The organism is Bradyrhizobium huanghuaihaiense (genome assembly GCF_025200885.1).
GTDB classification, from domain to species: Bacteria; Pseudomonadota; Alphaproteobacteria; order Rhizobiales; family Xanthobacteraceae; genus Bradyrhizobium; species Bradyrhizobium huanghuaihaiense.
Genome location: NZ_CP104172.1, coordinates 870426 through 887301, shown reverse-complemented (window position 1 = coordinate 887301; position 16876 = coordinate 870426). Strand labels below are relative to the sequence as shown.

Here is a 16876-nt window from a genome sequence, read left to right as displayed (position 1 = left end):
GGCCTAGTTCCTGATGTCCATGGCGCTGCGCAGGCCGTCCGAGAGGAGATTGAAGCAGATCGAGACCGCGAAGATCATCGCACCCGGCAAGGCTGCGACCCAGGGGTTGACGTAGATCGCAGTGCGCAAGGTGTTCAGCATCAGGCCCCATTCCGGCTCCGGCGGCTTTGTGCCGAGGCCGAGGAAGGACAGACCGGCCGCCAAAATCATCGAGACCGAGATCAGGCTGGTGGCATAGACGAAGATCGCGCCCAGCACGTTGCCGAGGATGTGCACGCGCATGATGGTGAAGGCGCCGGCGCCGGAGGCGCGCGCGGCCTCGACGAAGTCCATGTTGCGCACGCCTGTGGTGACGCTCTCGGCGACGCGGGTGATCTGCGGCACGAACACGATGGTGAGCGCCACGATGGAGTTGAGGATGCCGGCACCCAGCGCGCCGGAGATCGCGATCGCCAGCAGCACCGAGGGGAAGGCGTAGAACACGTCGACCGTGCGCATGATCGCGGTGTTGAGCTTGCCGCCGACATAGCCGGCAATGATGCCGAGTGAGGTGCCGATGCAGAAGGCCAGGATCACGGGCAGGATGCCGATGACCAGCGACAGCCGCCCGCCATAGATCAGCCGCGCCAGCATGTCGCGGCCGAGTTCGTCGGTGCCGAGCGGATAGCCGACCGTTCCGATATGGCGGAGGCGGCGGATCATCGAGCCCCTATAGGGATCCTCAAGGCCGAGCCACGGCGCGAGGATCGCGGAGAGGAAGATCAGCAGCAGCACCAGCGCGCAGGCCATGCTGACCTTGTCCCGCATGATGCGGCGGCCGACGGTCGCCCAATAGCCGCGCGCCTTGGTCGCGGGCGCGGCCTGCAACGCGGCATCGGCGGTGGTGGTGGCGGACAACGGAAGCTCGCTCATTGGCTGGCTCCCGGAAGTTGGTACGATCGATGCGAGCCAAGGAAGCGGTGCACCTCTCCCGCTTGCGGGAGAGGTCGCGCCGAAGGCGCGGGTGAGGGCTTTCTCCTCTGGGGGGTTCTCGCTTGTGGAGAGACCCCCACCCCAACCCTCCCCCGCAAGCGGGAGAGGGAGCGGACCGCCTTCGCGGCTGCAGCTGGGCTCGTCTGGCGCGCACGATGCAAGCCGAGAAGGCAGTGCACCTCTCCCGCTTGCGGGAGAGGTCGGCGCAACGCGCCGGGTGAGGGTTTTCTCCTCTTGGGGGTTCTCGATTGCGGAGACACCCTCTCCCCGACCCTCCCCCGCAGGCGGGGGAGGGAGCGCACCGTTTGCGTGGCGATTGCTGGGCTCATCCCGTCAGCCCCGCTTGATGCGCGGGTCGATCGCGGCCTGCGCGATGTCGACCAGGAGATTGAGGAAGACGAAGAACAGCGCCAGGATCAGGATCGTGCCCTGCAACAGCGGCAGGTCGCGCTGGAAGATCGCGGAATTGAGCAGGAAGCCCGAGCCCGGCCAGGAGAACACGGTCTCGATCAGGATTGAGCCGCCGAGCATATAACCCAGCTGGAGGCCCATCACCGCGAGCGCGGTGGGCGCGGCGTTCTTGATGACGTGGCGGAACACGCCGGTTTCGCGCAGGCCTTTTGCGCGCAAGGCTTCGACGAAATCCTGGCTGAGGATATCGCCGGTGAGCGCGCGCACCGTGCGGGTGACGATGCCCATGGGAATCACCGAGGTCGTAATCGCCGGCAGCACGAGATATTTCAGGTGCGCCCAGTCCCAGGCCCAGGAGTTGGAACCGCTGGGGCCGGCGCCGACCGCGGGCAGCCAGTTCAGCTGGACCGAGAAGATGATGACGAGCAGCATGCCGAGCCAGTAGTGCGGCACCGAGACGCCGGCGATGGCAAAGGAGGTCGCGACCTTGTCGATCCAGGTCTCGCGGAAATAGCCGGCGATCAGGCCGAGCAGGATGCCCATGGTGAAGCCGATGATGGCGGCCGCGATCGCCAGCGTGACGGTGTTGCCGACCGCGCGCATGACTTCGGCGAGCACCGGGCGCCCCGTCGCGATGGAATTGCCCAGATCGCCATGCAGGGCACGCAGCAGCCAAAGCCCGAACTGCACCGGCAGCGGCCGGTCGAAGCCATAGGCGGCGCGCAGCTGCGCCGCGAGCTCCTGCGACGCATCGGCCGGCAGCACGGCGACCAGCGGATCGCCCGGCGTGATGTGCACGAGCAGGAAGCACACCAGCGCCACGCTGATGACGATCGGGACGACATAGACAATGCGTCTGGCGGTATAGGCGAGCACGTTTGGTTACTCAGTTGAGTGCATAGACATCACGGGTCTTCTTGATCCGTCATTCCGGGGCACCCGAAGGGTGAACCCGGAATCTCGAGATTCCGGGTTCGATGCTACGCATCGCCCCGGAATGACGGAAGGAAGACGTGGATGCCCGGGTCAAGCCCGGGCATGACGCATTGATAGAGCGTCCTCACCTCACTAATTCACCGACACCAGCGAGAAGTCGATGAACCAGCTCTTCGGTTGCACGACGCCTGTGACCTTCGGGCTCATGGCGCGGGGGCCGACGTCGTGGGCGACATAGAGGAAGGCGGCGTCATCGACGGAGGCCGCGTGCAACTCGGCGAGCGCGGCGTCGCGTGCGGCCGGGTCAAACGTCTGGCGCGCCTTCTTCACCAGCTCGTCGAACTTGGGATCGTTGATGAAGCCCCAATTGTTCGAGACCGGCGGCGCCATGCTCGATTGCAGGAAGCGCACCAGCGCGAAGAACGGGTCCATCGCCGCATAGGTGACGTTGGTCGCGTTCGAGCCGTTGGCCGAGGGGTCCTTGGCGCCGCGGCGCCAGTTGGTGAACAGCGTGTTCCACTCGATGACGTCGAGCTTCACCTCGAAATAGCATTCGGCGAGCGCCTGCTGGAGATATTCGTTCATCGGCAGCGGCTGCATCTGCCCGGAGCCGGAGGCCGAGGTCTGGATCTTGACCGCCAGCTTCTTGTTCGGACCGAAGCCCGCTTCCTGCATCAGCTTCTGCGCAGCCGCCTTGTCGTACTTGATCTCGAAGCTCGGCTTGCCGCGCCAGGGATGGCCGGGCTCGAAAGTGCCTGACGCCGGCACCATCAGGCCGGCAAGCAGGCCGTCCTTGAGGCCTTCGCGATCGACGCAGAGGTTCGCCGCCTTGCGCACGCGGATGTCGTTCCAGGGCGAGCCCTCGACGCGCGAGAACTGCCACGGCCAGACATGCGGCTGCTCGTTGGCGTAGAGCTTGAAGCCACGCTGCTTGAGCTCGGGCAGCGCATCCGGGGCCGGCGCCTCGACCCAATCGACCTGCCCGGACAGCAGCGCCGCGGTGCGCGCATTTGCTTCCGGCATCGGCAGGAGCACCATCTTGTCGACCTTGGGTACGCGATCCTTGTTCCAGTAGCTCGCGTTCTTGACCAGCTCGAGCCGTTCGCGCGGGGTGAAGCTCGCCATCTTCCAGGGGCCGGTGCCCGCGGCGTCCTTGGCGAAGGCGGTCCAGGCGGCCTGCGACTTTGCCTTGGCGTCGGCGCCTTCGGCCTTGTCGTAGAAATGCTGCCACTTCGCCGGGCTCGCCATGAACAGATTGGTGAGGTTGATCGGCAGGAAGCTGTCGGGCTCCTTGGTGGTGAGCTCGACCGTCATGTCGTCGATCTTCTTCGCGGAGGCCAGCGTCGGCATGCGCGAGGCCGTGACGCCGACCTGGCTGGCGTCGAATTGCGGCGCGTCCTGCTTCAGCACCTTCTCGACGTTCCACACCACGGCGTCGGCATTGAACGGCGAGCCGTCATGAAAGGTGACGCCGGAACGCAGCTTGAAGGTCCATTTGGTCTTGTCGGCATCGTCGACCTTCCACTCGGTGGCAAGGCCCGGGATCACCACGCTCGGCTTGTCGGCAGAGGACAGATCCCAGCCGGTCAGCGCGTCATACATGGTGAGGCCGGTGAAGCGATTGCCTTCAAAACCCTGATCGGGCTGGCCAAGGGTGCGCGGAATATCGGCAGCAGTCATGCCGATGCGCAGCACCGTTTCCGCAGCGACCACGCGCGGCCATGCGGCCGCGCTGCCGAGCGCCAAGAGCGCGATCAGCGCCGCCCGTGTCTTCTTGTTCTTGATAAGCATCGCCTCGATCCTTCTTCGGCTTTCGATGATTAATTTTGATGCAATCGTATGCAATGGCTATGCCAAGGAGAAACTTTTTCTGCAAATTGCCCCTGCGACGACAAGTCCTTGTGATGACGCACGGGCGAAACAGGTGCGCTGCCTATTCTGGCATCAAGATTGCAAGTTTGGCCCCAGATCCTCCCTGGAGCTTTGGGCCATGCGTATTCGTCTGTCGACCTGTCTCGCCGTGCTTGCGCTGGCAGTTTCTGCGATCTCGGCGCACGCCGAAACGGTGGTGCGCTACGGCATCTCGATGGCGGACATTCCGCTGACGACGGGCCAACCCGATCGCGGTGCCGGCGCCTATCAGTTCACGGCCTACACGATCTACGATCCGCTGGTCGCCTGGGAGATGGACGTCGCCGACCGCCCCGGCAAGCTGGTGCCGGGCCTCGCCACCGAATGGAAAGTGGACGATGCCGACAAGACCAAATGGCGCTTCACCCTTCGCAAGGGCGTGAAGTTTCACGACGGCAGCGAGTTCAACGCCGACGCAGTGATCTGGAATCTGGACAAGGTGCTCAACGACAAGGCGCCGCAATTCGACAAGCGGCAGAGCGCGCAGGTGAAGACCCGCCTGCCCTCCGTCGCCAGCTACGCCAGGATCGACGACTTCACGGTGGAGATCACCACCAAGACGGTGGATTCCTTCTTCCCCTATCAGATGCTCTGGTTCCTGGTGTCGAGCCCGGCGCAGTATGAAAAGCTCGGCAAGGACTGGGACAAGTTCGCCAGCCAGCCCTCCGGCACCGGCCCGTTCAAGCTGACGAAACTGGTGCCGCGCGAGCTCGCGGAGCTCAGCAAGAATCCGGACTACTGGAACACGAAGCGCATTCCCAAGGTCGACAAGATCGTGCTGGTGCCGATGCCGGAAGCGCTGACGCGCACCAACGCGCTGCTCGCCGGACAAGTGGATCTGATCGAGACGCCGGCGCCGGACGCCGTGCCGCAGCTCAAGGCGGCCGGCATGAAGCTGGTCGACAACGTCACCCCGCATGTCTGGAACTATCACCTCAGCGTGCTGCCGGGCTCGCCCTGGACCGACATTCGCCTGCGCAAGGCGCTGAACCTCGCGATCAACCGTGACGAGGTCGTCGGACTGATGAACGGCCTCGCCAAGCCCGCCAAGGGCCAGGTCGACCCGTCGAGCCCGTGGTTCGGCAAGCCGACCTTCGAGCTGAAATATGATCTCGCCGCCGCCAAGAAGCTGGTGGAGGAAGCGGGCTATTCCAAAGCAAAACCGCTGAAGACCACCTTCATCATCGCGCAAGGCGGCACCGGCCAGATGCTGTCGCTGCCGATGAACGAGTTCCTGCAGCAGAGTTTTAAAGAGATCGGCATCGACATCGACTTCAAGGTGGTCGAGCTCGAGACGCTCTACACGCATTGGCGCAAGGGCGCGGCGGACGAGATGAACGCCGGCATCACCGCCAACAACATCGCCTATGTCACCTCGGACCCGCTCTACGCCATCGTCCGCTTCTTCCACTCCGGCCAGATCGCGCCGGTCGGCGTCAACTGGGGCGGCTACAAGAACCCGAAGGTGGACGCACTGATCGACGAGGCCAAGCAGACCTTCGACAGCGCCAAGCAGGATGAGCTGCTCGCCCAGGCGCATGCGCTGATCGTGGATGATGCCGTGCTGGTCTGGGTCGTCCACGACACCAACCCGCATGCGCTGTCGCCGAAGATCAAGCAGTTCGTGCAGGCCCAGCACTGGTTCCAGGACCTGACGACGATCGGGGTGGAGTGAGGGGGGCGCAAAACACCGCTGCCGTAGGGTGGGCAAAGCGCAAGCGTGCCCACCAGGGAGAAGACGTGGGCACGGCGCTACGCGCCTTTGCCCACGGGAGTTGTGACGGCGTCGTAGATGAGACTCACACTGGCGCATCAAACTCAACCGTCGTCCCGGGCAAGCGCAGCGCAGACCCGGGCCCCATAACCACAGGGAGTGGTTTGGCGAAGGCTCGGAGTTACCAGCCCACCCCATAACCGCTCCCTGTGGTTATGGGTCCCCGCGTTCGCGGGGACGACAGCTGTGGTGTGGCCGCCTTCAAACCACACCCGCCGCCCCCTACTTCGTCAGCAGCGCGTACGCCCCGGTCCAGTCCTCCGGCGGTGGATTGAGCTGGAAATCCTTGATCCTCGCCTCGTAGAGCTTGAACAGCTTTTCCAGCGTGTCGGCATCTTCGCTGCGGCGGCCACGCTCGATCGCGTTCATCGCGCCCTGCCAGTCGCGGTTGCGGTAGCAGCCGAGCATCTCGATGGTGATGTTGCGCAGGCGCTGGAAGGCGGCCGAATGCATCACGTCCTCGCGGCCGGCGATGGCGTAGATCACCTCCGGCTCGGTCTTGCCCTTGACCATGATGAAGTCGAGCTCGAGGATCGCGAACTTGTCCTTGGCGGCGAGCGCCGTCCTGGAGCCGACGATGATCGGGAAGCCGTATTCCTTGGTCTGACCTTCGAGGCGCGAGGCGAGGTTCACGCTGTCGCCGAGCACCGAATAGTTCTTCTTGAGGTCGGAGCCCATGTTGCCGACCACGCCGATGCCGGTGTTGAGGCCGATGCCGACGTTGAGCGGGATGTAGACATGGCCGCCGTCGGCGGCTTCCTGCTCGCGCTCCTTGTTGACCGCATCGATCTGCTCGAGCATCTGGATCGCGGCTTCGCAGGCGTTGACCTGGTGCTCGGCATCGTCGAGCGGCGCATTCCAGAACGCCATGATGGCGTCGCCCATGTATTTGTCGATGTAGCCCTTCCGCTCGATGATGACGTCGGTCAGCGGCGTCAGGAAGCGGTTCATCAGCGCGATCAGCCCCTGCGGATCGTGCTTGTAGCTTTCCGAGATCGTGGTGAAGCCGCGCACGTCGGAGAACATGATCGTCATCTCGCGCTCCTCGCCGCCGAGCACCAGCTTTTCCGGCGACTGCGCCAGCTGCTCGACCAGCACCGGCGACATGTATTGCGCGAACATGCCGCGGATCTGCACGCGCTGGCGCTGCTCGCGCACGAAGCTGCCGAAGATCAGGGTCAGGTAGATCGCGGTGGTCGAGAGCAGCGGATAGGTGAAGTCGATGAGCTGGCGGTTCTGCGCGTAGAAGAACCAGGACGTGCCGACCAGGATCGCGGCGAACATCGCACCGGCAAGCACCAAGCGGACGGGGCCGAGATTCGGCGTGAAGATGATGACGAGCAGGCCGATGAACAGCGCAGCGATCAGCTCGATACCGAGCGCATAGTTCGGCTGCGAGATCATCGCGCCGGTGAGCACGCTTTCCAGCACCTGGGCGTGGATCTCGACACCCGGCATGGCCCGGGATACCGGCGTGGTCTTGATGTCGTTCAGGCCGACCGCGGAGGTGCCGATCAGCACGAGCTTGCCGGCGATCTTGCTCGGCGACACCGTGTTGTCGAGCACGTCGGCGGCCGAGACGTAGATCGAGGGATCATAGCGGGCGTAGTGCACCCAGAGCTGGCCGTTCCTGTCGGTCGGGATCTCGACGCCCTTGAGGCGGATGGCCCGCACGCCGGACTTGTCGGTCCGAACCAGCAGCGTCGGCGTGCTGGTGATGACGCGCAGGATCTCCAGGCTGAGCGAGGGCATGATGTTGCCCTGGGCGCGCATCACCATCGGCACGCGACGGATCAGGCCGTCGCGCTCGGTCCTGATGGTGAACAGGCCGCGACCGGCGGCGACCTTCTCGATCACGGGCACGTTGCGCAACAGGCCGGGGAACTCGAACAGAAACTTCTCGGCATTCTCCTCGCCGACCGTCGCCACCCCCGTGAAGGGAAGCGTCTTGTCGATCTCCGACGTGATCACCGACTGTCCGGTCTCGCCCAGCACCACGCGCGAGCGCTTGATCGCTTCCGAGAGGATCTGGTCGTTGCTCGGCAGCTCGCTCAGCCTGGTGCGGGTGGCGTCGTCCAGATAGCGCATCTGGCCGGCGACCAGATCCGGATTGAGCCGGTCGGGCTCCGAAAACACCACGTCGAAGCCGATCGCGACCGCGCCGTTATTGGTGAGGTTGATGATCATGTCCGCGATCCGCGTCCGTGACCACGGCCATTGGCCAAACTTGGCGAGGCTCTTGTCGTCGATGTCGACGATGGTGACCGGCCGTATCGTCTTGTGGCGCGGATCGATCAGCTGGAACATGTCGAAGGTGCGCAGCCGCAATTCCTGGATCGGCGGCGGGTCCCAGAGGCGGGCGCCGGCGAACGCGACCAGCAGCGCAAGGCACATCAGCCGCGCAAAGCCGAGCTTTTGCGCAAACCACCGCCGCAGGATCTTGAGACGTCTCATGCTGGTCGAGTTTCCCGCAGCCCGCCTTCGGCCGTAACCGGGCCAAGAATACGCAATCGGCTATGCCTTTGATACTGGAATCCGCCGCGGACGAGGTGCCGCCGAACCGGGCGAATGCCCGTCAGGCGTGGTTCGCAACGATGAAATCGCTGGCGTGCAGGCTGCTCGCGACGAGATTCTTCAGCAGGATCGACTGGTGATCGTCGAGCGTGACCAGCGCGCCACCCGCCTGCTGCGTGATGACGATGTCGCTGAACGACTTGATGCCGGCGAACTCGCGCAGGTCGATCTTGTCCTGGCCCAGCTCGAAATCGACGATCGTACTCTGGACCTGAAGCGTCGAATTCGTGAAGGCGAACTGGTCCTGTCCACTGGTCCCGACGAGGGTCGGTCCCGTGGGCGGATCGACGACCAGCGTGCCGCCGTTGCCGTCGCTGACGAAATGGAAGCTGTCGATGCTGTAGCTGCCGGCGAACTTGATGTTCGCGGTGCCGGTGCCGTCGCTCAGCGTCAGCACGCCGCCGAGATGGTCGGCGTTTTCGGTGTAGTTCACCCCGGTCAGGTGCGCGAAGTCGATGTCCTTGAGGTCGAGCAGATCCGAATTGGCGACGGTGCCGTCGCCGGCAAAGCCGCTGATGGTGCCGGTGAAATCGGCGGCGTGCTCGAGCGCGAGCGTGCCTGTGGTTCCGCTGTCGTTGGCAAAGGTCACGTCCTGCGACGAAGCCTCGCTGAGGTTCAGCACGGTGCCGCTCTCGATCGTCATGGGCGCGTCGGCGAGCGGATCATAGACGGTGGTGCCGCCTTGGCCGTCGCTCTGAAGGTGCCAGTTCACGTCCCTGCCGAGGAACGACAGGGTGACGGTGGTCGTGCCGTTGTAGAAGTCGACCGTGGTGATGTTCGAATCCGAATTGTAGTCGGCCTGCGCCGACATGGTCGACGTCCAGGCGAGGTCCTTCAGGTCGATCAGATTGTTGGACGAGAGCGGGGCTCCGGCCGGGGACCCCGAGATCAGCCCGTGGAAATCCTTGGAATCGTCCAGGATCAGGGTGCCGAGCCCGTTGTCGTAATAGACGGTGATGCCCGAGAACTCTCCGTTGACCAGCGTGCCCGAAACCGAGCCCTCGATCTCCACGACGGCCTTGTTGGAGATCTCGATCGCTCCGGTGCCGGTGACGTTGCCCTTGATGTCGATCGTCGACACGTCGTTGCCGGAGAACGGGCCGGCCTCGATCAGGCCGTCGAGAACGACGTCGCCGTTCACGGTGAACACGGTGCCGGGCTCGGTCAGCAGCGTCACGCCGGAAGCGACGGTGAGGTCGTGGATCGTGACGTTGGTCGCACTGTCGACGGTGATAGGTTCGCCCCCGGCGAGCAGCTTCACGTCGTAGCTGGCCGCTGGCACGCCCAGGCTCCAGTTCGACGCCGTGTTCCAGTCGCCGCCGGCAGGATTGGTCCATTCATCGACCGGAGCGATCTCGACGATGGTGCCCCCGGCGCCGTCGCTGCTGGTGATGAAATGCGTGTCGCTGTAGTTGCCGATCAGCTTGAGCGAGATGCTGTGGCCGTGCGTGTCGCTCACGACGAGATTGCCGGTCAGGGAGTCGTAGACGGCCGTGGTCCCGCTGTCCCAGGTGATGGTCGACAGGTCGATTTTCTCGTTGACGGCGAAGCCGGCGATCGAACCGCCGAAGGTTGTCGTGTCGATCTCGAGCTCGGCACCGGCGCCGGAGAAGGTGATGGTCTGCGCCACCGCGTTCTTGATCTCGAGCGTCGCGCCGGCGTCGATCGTGACCGAGCCGGAGCCGGACAGCGAGCCGAACAGCGTCAGCGTGCCGGTATGGACCTCGATGGAGTGGTTGTTGGTGATGGTGCCCGTGATCGACGCCGTGCCCCAGCTCTCGATCTCGTTCGAATTGGTGATGCCCGGCCCGGCCACGGAAATCCAGGCGCCGTTGAGCAGATCGATTTCGCCGGCGTTGACGATCGAGGAGACGTTGCCGAAGACGCTCGTTCCGGACACCGTCCAGATGCCAGTCGCCAGGTTGTTGAAGGTCGCGCTGTCGACAGAGATGTTGCCGTTGATGTGGCCGGTGTTGTTGATGGTGGTGATGGCACCGCCGGTCTCGACGATCGCATAGGTCGCAGAGCTCACGCTCGCGGCGGCGGCCGGCCCGATCGTGCCGGAATTGTCGATCGTCGCAGAACCGGTGGCGTTTTCCTGGATGAAGATCGCGGCATGGCCGGCCGCACCCACGACCGAGCCGCTGTTGGTGATATGCGTCGAGCCGGTCGCGACCGGATCGCCCGCCGCATCCGCATCGTTCTGCGTGACCCTGATGCCGACAGAACTCGTGCCGGTGATGCTGCCGTGATTGACGATGGTGACATCGCCCGCGCCCGCCGCCAAAGCCGACAGGCCGACGGCGCCGCTGGCGGAGCCATTGTTGGTGACGGTCACGTCGCCGCCGCCATGATCGAAGGCGGCGATCGCGGTACCTGCGGCGGTGATCTGCGAGGTCGCGCCGGTCGTGACGGTGACGTCGCCGACGCCCCAGGTGAACGCCTCGATGCCGTAGCCGGCATCCGCGGTGATCGTCGCATCACTGGTGACGATGACGTCGCCATTGACCGCGCCCGAGAAGGTCCCGTTGCCGCCGGGCTTGTAACCGGCGATGATCGCGCCCGGCGTGGTCAGGTCGTTGTTCAGCGCGGAGCCGGAATGGATCGTGCCGTGCGCCTCGACGGAGATCGTGCTGCCGACATCGTCGTCGATCGCGACGGCGTAGTTGACTGCCACGACGCCGGAGCTGCCCGAGGTGACGTGATCGCCCGCCGCCAGGGCAACGCTGATGTCGCCCTGGTCGACGCTGTAGGCGAGAATGCCGTAGCTGGTCGTGCCGGTCACCGAGGCGTTGGCGCCGAGCGTGACGGCGATGTTGCCGGTTCCGCCGCTGAGCGTCTGGGCGAGGATACCAATCTCGGCACCGATGACGGTGGTGTCGGCCGCGTCGTTCACCGTGACGTCGCCGTTCCCGTAATTATAGGCGTGGATGCCGTAGCCCGCGGCGGCGGTGATGTTGGCATGGTTGTTGACGACAACCGAACCGTTGACGGCGGTGGTGGCGCTGGCGCCGTTGGTGGCGCCGGTGTAGCCGGTCTGGATGCCGGCCGGGGCATTGCCGCTCAGGTTCGGGCTGCTGCCGGAATTGATCGTGCCGTAGGCGTTGACCGTGATGGTGCTGCCGGCCGCTGCATCGATCGAGGTCGCACGGTTGACCGCGACGATGCCGGAGCTGCCCGAGGTGAGCACGCTCCCGGCCTCGGTCGTGACGGTCTGGTTGCCGGTGCCATAGCTGCGCGACCGGATGCCGTAGGTCGAGCTGCCGGTGATGGTCCCGCCGGCGTCGATGGTGATGTCGCCACTGCCCTGGGTGAGGGCATCGATGCCGTAGGCACCGCCGACGGCGCCGCCGAGCTGGGTGATCGAGATGTCGCCGGCATTGCCGGCATTCGAATTCTCCACGAGGACGCCGGCCGAATCGGCCCCGGTGCCGGTCGCCTTGCCGGTGACATCGTTGACCGTGATGTTGCCGGCGCCGGTCGACCCGTCGCTCAGCCAGATGCCGTGGCCGGCGGAGCCGGTGATGTCGCCGGTGGCGGTCAACGAGACGTCGCCGGCGCCGTTCTGGGTGACGTCGATGCCGTTGCTCGCGCCCGTGAGCTTGCCGCTCAGTGCGAGCGCGACGCCGGCATGCGTCCCCTTCGACACGGAGAAGTCGAGCGCGTCGCCGGCCGACGTCGCGATGTCGGCATCGCCGGTGACGGTGAATGTGCCGTCGGCCGTCGCCGCGCCCGCGATGGTCCCGGTGAAATGCTGGCCGGCGATCTTGTCGAGTTGCAGCGTGCCGGTGCCGCCGGCGAATGTGACAGTCTGCGCATCGGCGCCGCCGAGCTCGAGCGTCGCGCCGTCGTCGATGATCAGCGTGCCGGCGCCGGTGATGCCGCCGGCGAGGTTGAGCGTGCCGGCCTGAACTTCGATGGTGCCGCCGATGCTGGTGACGCCAGCCGCGACCGTGTTGGAGCCCGAGACGCTGTAGAGATTGCCGGCATTGCTCAGACTGCCGCCGTTGATCGACACGTGGGTCAGATAGAGCTTCGATGAGCCGTCAACCGAGATCGTCCCGCCGCCATTGGTGATGGTGGCCGCCGTCAGCTTCAGCGTGCCGCCGGTCACCGCCTCGATCAGGCCGTGATTGGTGACGGCGTGGATCGTGGCCGGATCGATCGTCAGCGTGCCGCCGGTGACGGTGATCGTACCGGTGCCGGCAATGGTGATGCCGGCATTGTCGATGGCGCTCGTGCCGGTCGATTCCAGCGTGCCGGAGACGGTGAGCGTACCGCCGGTCAGGCTCGCACCGTTCAACGTCAGCTTCCTGCTTGCATCGACATTGACGGTGCCTTGATTGGCGATCTCGGTGCCCGCAACGGTCGCGTTGCCGAACGTCAGCGTGACGTCGCTCTCGACCGTGACGGTGCTGATGCTGACCGTCGCCCCGCCGTCGATGCGGCTGGCGCCGGTGACGTCGATCGTGCCCGCACCCTTGATCGCGCCGCCGCTGATCGTGGCGTCGTCCAGCGTCAGCGCGGCATTGCCGTCGATGACGACGTTGCCGCTCGAATTGTCGACCGTCGAGCCCAGATCGATCGCCAGCGCGCCGCCGGCGAGCACTTCGATGATGCCGGCATTGGTGACGGTCTCGCCGCTCAGCGCATTGCCGGTACCGCTGACTTTGAAGAGGGCATTGTTGTTCAGGATGCCGCCGCTCAGGACGGCGTCGCCGGTGAGATCGATCTCACCATCGCTGGTGATCGTGCCAGCCCCGCTGAGACCGGTGTTGAAGATGGGACCGCCGTCACCCTCGCCGTTGCCGTTGCCGATAACAACGCCGGGTCCACCGATCGTCGCGTTGTTGACGACCAGCCTGCCGGAAGCGTCGATGGTGATCTGGCCGGCGTTGGTGACGCTGGTGCCCTGATGGATCGTCAGCCAGCCGTTTGCCAGCACCTCGATCACACCGCTCGACGCGTTATCCACGGTCTCGCCTGAGAACTCGGCGGTGCCCTTGACGTTGATCGTGCCGGAATTGCTCAGCGTGCCGTTCTCGATCAGGCTGACGCCGTCGAGCTCCAGCGTGCCGAGAATGGTGACGGTGCCGCCGTCGACCGTCGTGCCATCGACGATCAGCGTCGCGCCGGCATCGGTCTTCAGCGTGCCGCCGGCGTTGTGGATCTCGGCGCGCGTCTTCAGCGTGCCGCCGAACAGTTCGAGCGTGCCGGAATTGGTGATCGTGGTACCGACGGCGAAATCGCCGCCGGCCTTGAGCGTCAGGTGCCCGGCATTGGTCAATACGCTGGTGTCCAGGATCTCGGCCAGGCCGCCGACCGACGCCGTGCCGGTCGCGGCGTTGGTGAAGATCGAGTCCGCGCGCATGTCGAGCGAGCCAGCGATGGTCAGCGAGCTCTTGTTGATCAGCTGCGGCGGCGGACCGCCGAAATCGTTCATCGTGACCGACTTGGCATAGGCCGGCGCGTCGATCGTGGCCGGGAAAGACGGCGTCAGGCCATGCAATTGATCGGTGATGACGATGACGTCATCGTCGATGGTCGGAACGGTGCCGGTCGCCCAGTTCGCGGCGTCTTTCCAGAAGCCGCCCGAGGGTGCGCCGGGCTTCTCGGTCGCGATCCACACCACGGCGGGCGCATCGGTCCCGGTGATCGTGACGGTGATGGTCTGTTGCGCGGTCCCGCCATGCGTGTCCTTGACCGTCACGGTGTAGACCAGCGTCAGCACCTCGCCCTTCGGAATGAAGTCGGCGAGGTAGACCGGAAGGTCGGCCAGCGACCAGTTGATGGTGCCGGTGCCATCGCCGGTGCTGTCGGCCCCCGCCGCGATCGCAACCGACATCGCGCTCTGGAACGCCGCGAGCGGGCCCGGCGGAACGGTGCTGCCGTCGGGCAGCGTCGCACTGGTCAGCGCCACCGACACGGTATGGGTGTCGGTCAGATCGACGTCGGCGAAGTTCAGCGTGCCCGAGGTCGCCTCGTCGCTGACGAGCGGGCCGCCCGGCACGCTGGTACCGCCTTCGAAGGTGATGGTCGGAACGCTGCTGGTGATCACCGGCTTGTCGTTGGTGCCCGTGATCGTGATGGTGATCGGGATGAACTTGGATTCTGGGGCGACCTGGAAATTGGTGTCGACGCGGACCATGTAGGTCAGCGTCAGCGTTTCGCCGGCCGCGAGGAAATCGAACACGTTATCGGGGATCGTATAGGTCCAGACCGCCGAGCCGTTGTTGTTGTTGCCGCCGTCGGGGGCCACGCTGATCTGGATCAGCGTCGCCGCGATGTCCTGCTTCTGAAGAGCGCTGAGCGAGCCGGTGACGTCCTGCTGGCCGGCGTTCTTGTAGACGTAGTTCGGCGCCTCGGCGAGGCTTATGCTCACCGTCGGCCGGTCGCCGAGATTCTGATCGACGAAGGTGATCCGGCCGGAGATCGTATCGGAATGCGTGGTGTCGCCGGTGGTGTCCGCGCGCTCGCTCAGCGAGAACGCCGTCTTCACATTGCCGCCGAGATCGAGGCTCTGCACCAGCGGCTGGCCGGGCATACGCGTGGCGCTCGACGTGGAATTGCCGGGCCCTTCCGATTCTCCCCGATTGAGGTTCGTGAAGGTCGCGATCACGACGGCACCCGACGCCGACTTGAGCACCAGATCCTGGGTGGTCGGCGTGATCGTGTCGGTGAAGTTCGTGGTCAGCTTGGTGTTGCTGTTGTTGTCGGTGAACTTCAGCGTGAACACGTCGGTGATCAGCTTCTGCACGTCCGGCGACATCAGCGCGTTGCTGATCGAGACGTTGCCGCCGCTGATCTGGATCATCTGGCCGGCCTGGTTGACCGTCGCGATCGGCAGCAGCGTGATCTTGTCGAACAGGATGTAGGAGCCCGTGGTGCCGTTCGGCTCGACCAGCACCTGGAAGCTCGCCTGCGGCTGCGGGTCGCCGCCGCCGGCAGGAATGACGAAGTTGATCTGGGTCAGTACCGCGGTGCCGCGGATGCCCATGGTGGCGACCGGCGTGTCGACCTTCATGTCGCCGTGCTTGGCGGTTTCACCGGCGACAAAGGTGATGGTGCCTGCGACCAGGCTCAGCAGCGAGGAGTTGTTCGACCCGTTGGGGTCGTAGACCATCTCGTTCAGCACCATCCGCGCATTGGAGGACAGGCCGAACACGGTGCCGTCGATGAAGGTGATGCCGAGCGTCGAATCCGCGCCGGTCGACACCACGTCGCCCTTCTCGACATTGTCGCCGTTGTTGAGGATGACCGAAACGCCGTTGCGGATCGCGGTCGCGCTGCCGGAGAGCTTGGTGACGTGGCCGATGACCTGGGCCGCGGCAATGCCCGGCGCGGCCTGGGCAACCTGAATGTGGCCCGTCAGCGCGTTGACGACGTCGCCGGTGAGGTGGGCGCCATCGGACGAGGCGAGTGCGGCACGCTTCTCGCCCCTAAAATAATCGTGAACGACGAAGTCGCGCCCCTCATGGGACAGCACGAGGTCGAGACCCGCGCGCTTGAACTCGCCGTTGAAGATCAGATTCGGGTCGGGAACAACGACAGCCCCATCCGGCACGTGACCGTGCGCCGTTGCAGTAAAGGACTTGGCGGTAAAGGAATCGACATGAACATAGGCGGGCGAGTGGGAACCTTCGCCGTTCAAGGGAATCGCGGCGTCAAATTTGCCAGCGTAATTCAACGGGGCACCGTAAAAGGGTTAATAATTATGAAAGTATCGACCGCCTAAGCTTGCTTAGCATTACCAAGTCCTTAGCGAAACCATCTATTGCTTGTGTGATTTCGCATCACTTGGCCTTGCGGACGCCGGGAAAACCGCGCTCCTGGGAAGGAACCGCAGTAATACTTACAGTATTCTGAAGTCAAATTCGGCTTTTTTGCGGACATTTCCAAGCATCCAAAGTAACCTGCTGTATAGATCGGACAGCAGATACTGATGTCATCTTTTCCCGAGGGTTCCCCGCGGCATCCTGCGGCAAATACGGAGCTAAATCTGTGACCTAACTAACAGACCCCGTGAAATCGCGGGCTTGTTAGCCATAGGACGCAGAATCGGCGCTTCTACAACCTATACTTGCAATCGAATCATTTTCGCCGCCGCCGGTCACCTCCTAGCCGGCGATTCGTAAAATTTTACGCAATTTGGGCGGGCTTGTTTCAGCCTGTCCCACGGTTTTGGGACCCCAGACGGGCGCGTTAAGCAGAACAAAACGGCCCGCCTCGCACTATCTCCGCGAAAGCAACAAAGCCCGGCACGTCGCGGTCGAGAGACCTGAGCGAAGCCGGAAGGGG

General features: G+C 64.6%; 6 protein-coding genes. 1 reads left to right on the top strand and 5 read right to left on the bottom strand.

What is annotated here, in order from left to right; all coding sequences use genetic code 11:
* Nucleotides 1-3: 3 nt before the first annotated feature.
* From N2603_RS04105 to N2603_RS04095, 3 genes are all read right to left on the bottom strand, one after another.
* The gene (locus tag N2603_RS04105) at nt 4-912 is read right to left on the bottom strand and encodes an ABC transporter permease (RefSeq protein WP_260387784.1); all 909 of its coding nucleotides are present in this window, start codon (nt 910-912) and stop codon (nt 4-6) included.
* Between the two features lie 393 nt (nt 913-1305).
* Entirely contained in the window at nt 1306-2259 is a 954-nt protein-coding gene (locus tag N2603_RS04100) for an ABC transporter permease (protein WP_018643381.1), read from the bottom strand.
* Nucleotides 2260-2451: 192 nt separating this feature from the next.
* Nucleotides 2452-4110 carry an ABC transporter substrate-binding protein gene (locus N2603_RS04095; RefSeq protein ID WP_260387783.1) on the bottom strand — a complete coding sequence of 553 codons (1659 nt, stop codon included), beginning with the start codon at nt 4108-4110 and terminating at the stop codon, nt 2452-2454.
* 199 nt (nt 4111-4309) lie between these two features.
* On the opposite strand from N2603_RS04095, the gene N2603_RS04090 reads away from it, so the two are divergent.
* Nucleotides 4310-5905, top strand: a complete 1596-nt coding sequence (locus tag N2603_RS04090; RefSeq protein WP_260387782.1) for an ABC transporter substrate-binding protein — start codon at nt 4310-4312, stop codon at nt 5903-5905.
* A gap of 321 nt (nt 5906-6226) precedes the next feature.
* Here N2603_RS04090 and N2603_RS04085 read toward each other — a convergent pair whose 3' ends face one another.
* Both N2603_RS04085 and N2603_RS04080 read right to left on the bottom strand, forming a co-directional pair.
* Nucleotides 6227-8458, bottom strand: coding sequence for a CHASE2 domain-containing protein (locus N2603_RS04085; protein WP_260387781.1), 2232 nt, complete (start codon nt 8456-8458; stop codon nt 6227-6229).
* Between the two features lie 121 nt (nt 8459-8579).
* Nucleotides 8580-16265 carry a FecR domain-containing protein gene (locus tag N2603_RS04080; protein ID WP_425248974.1) on the bottom strand — a complete coding sequence of 2562 codons (7686 nt, stop codon included), beginning with the start codon at nt 16263-16265 and terminating at the stop codon, nt 8580-8582.
* Between the last annotated feature and the right edge of the window lie 611 nt (nt 16266-16876).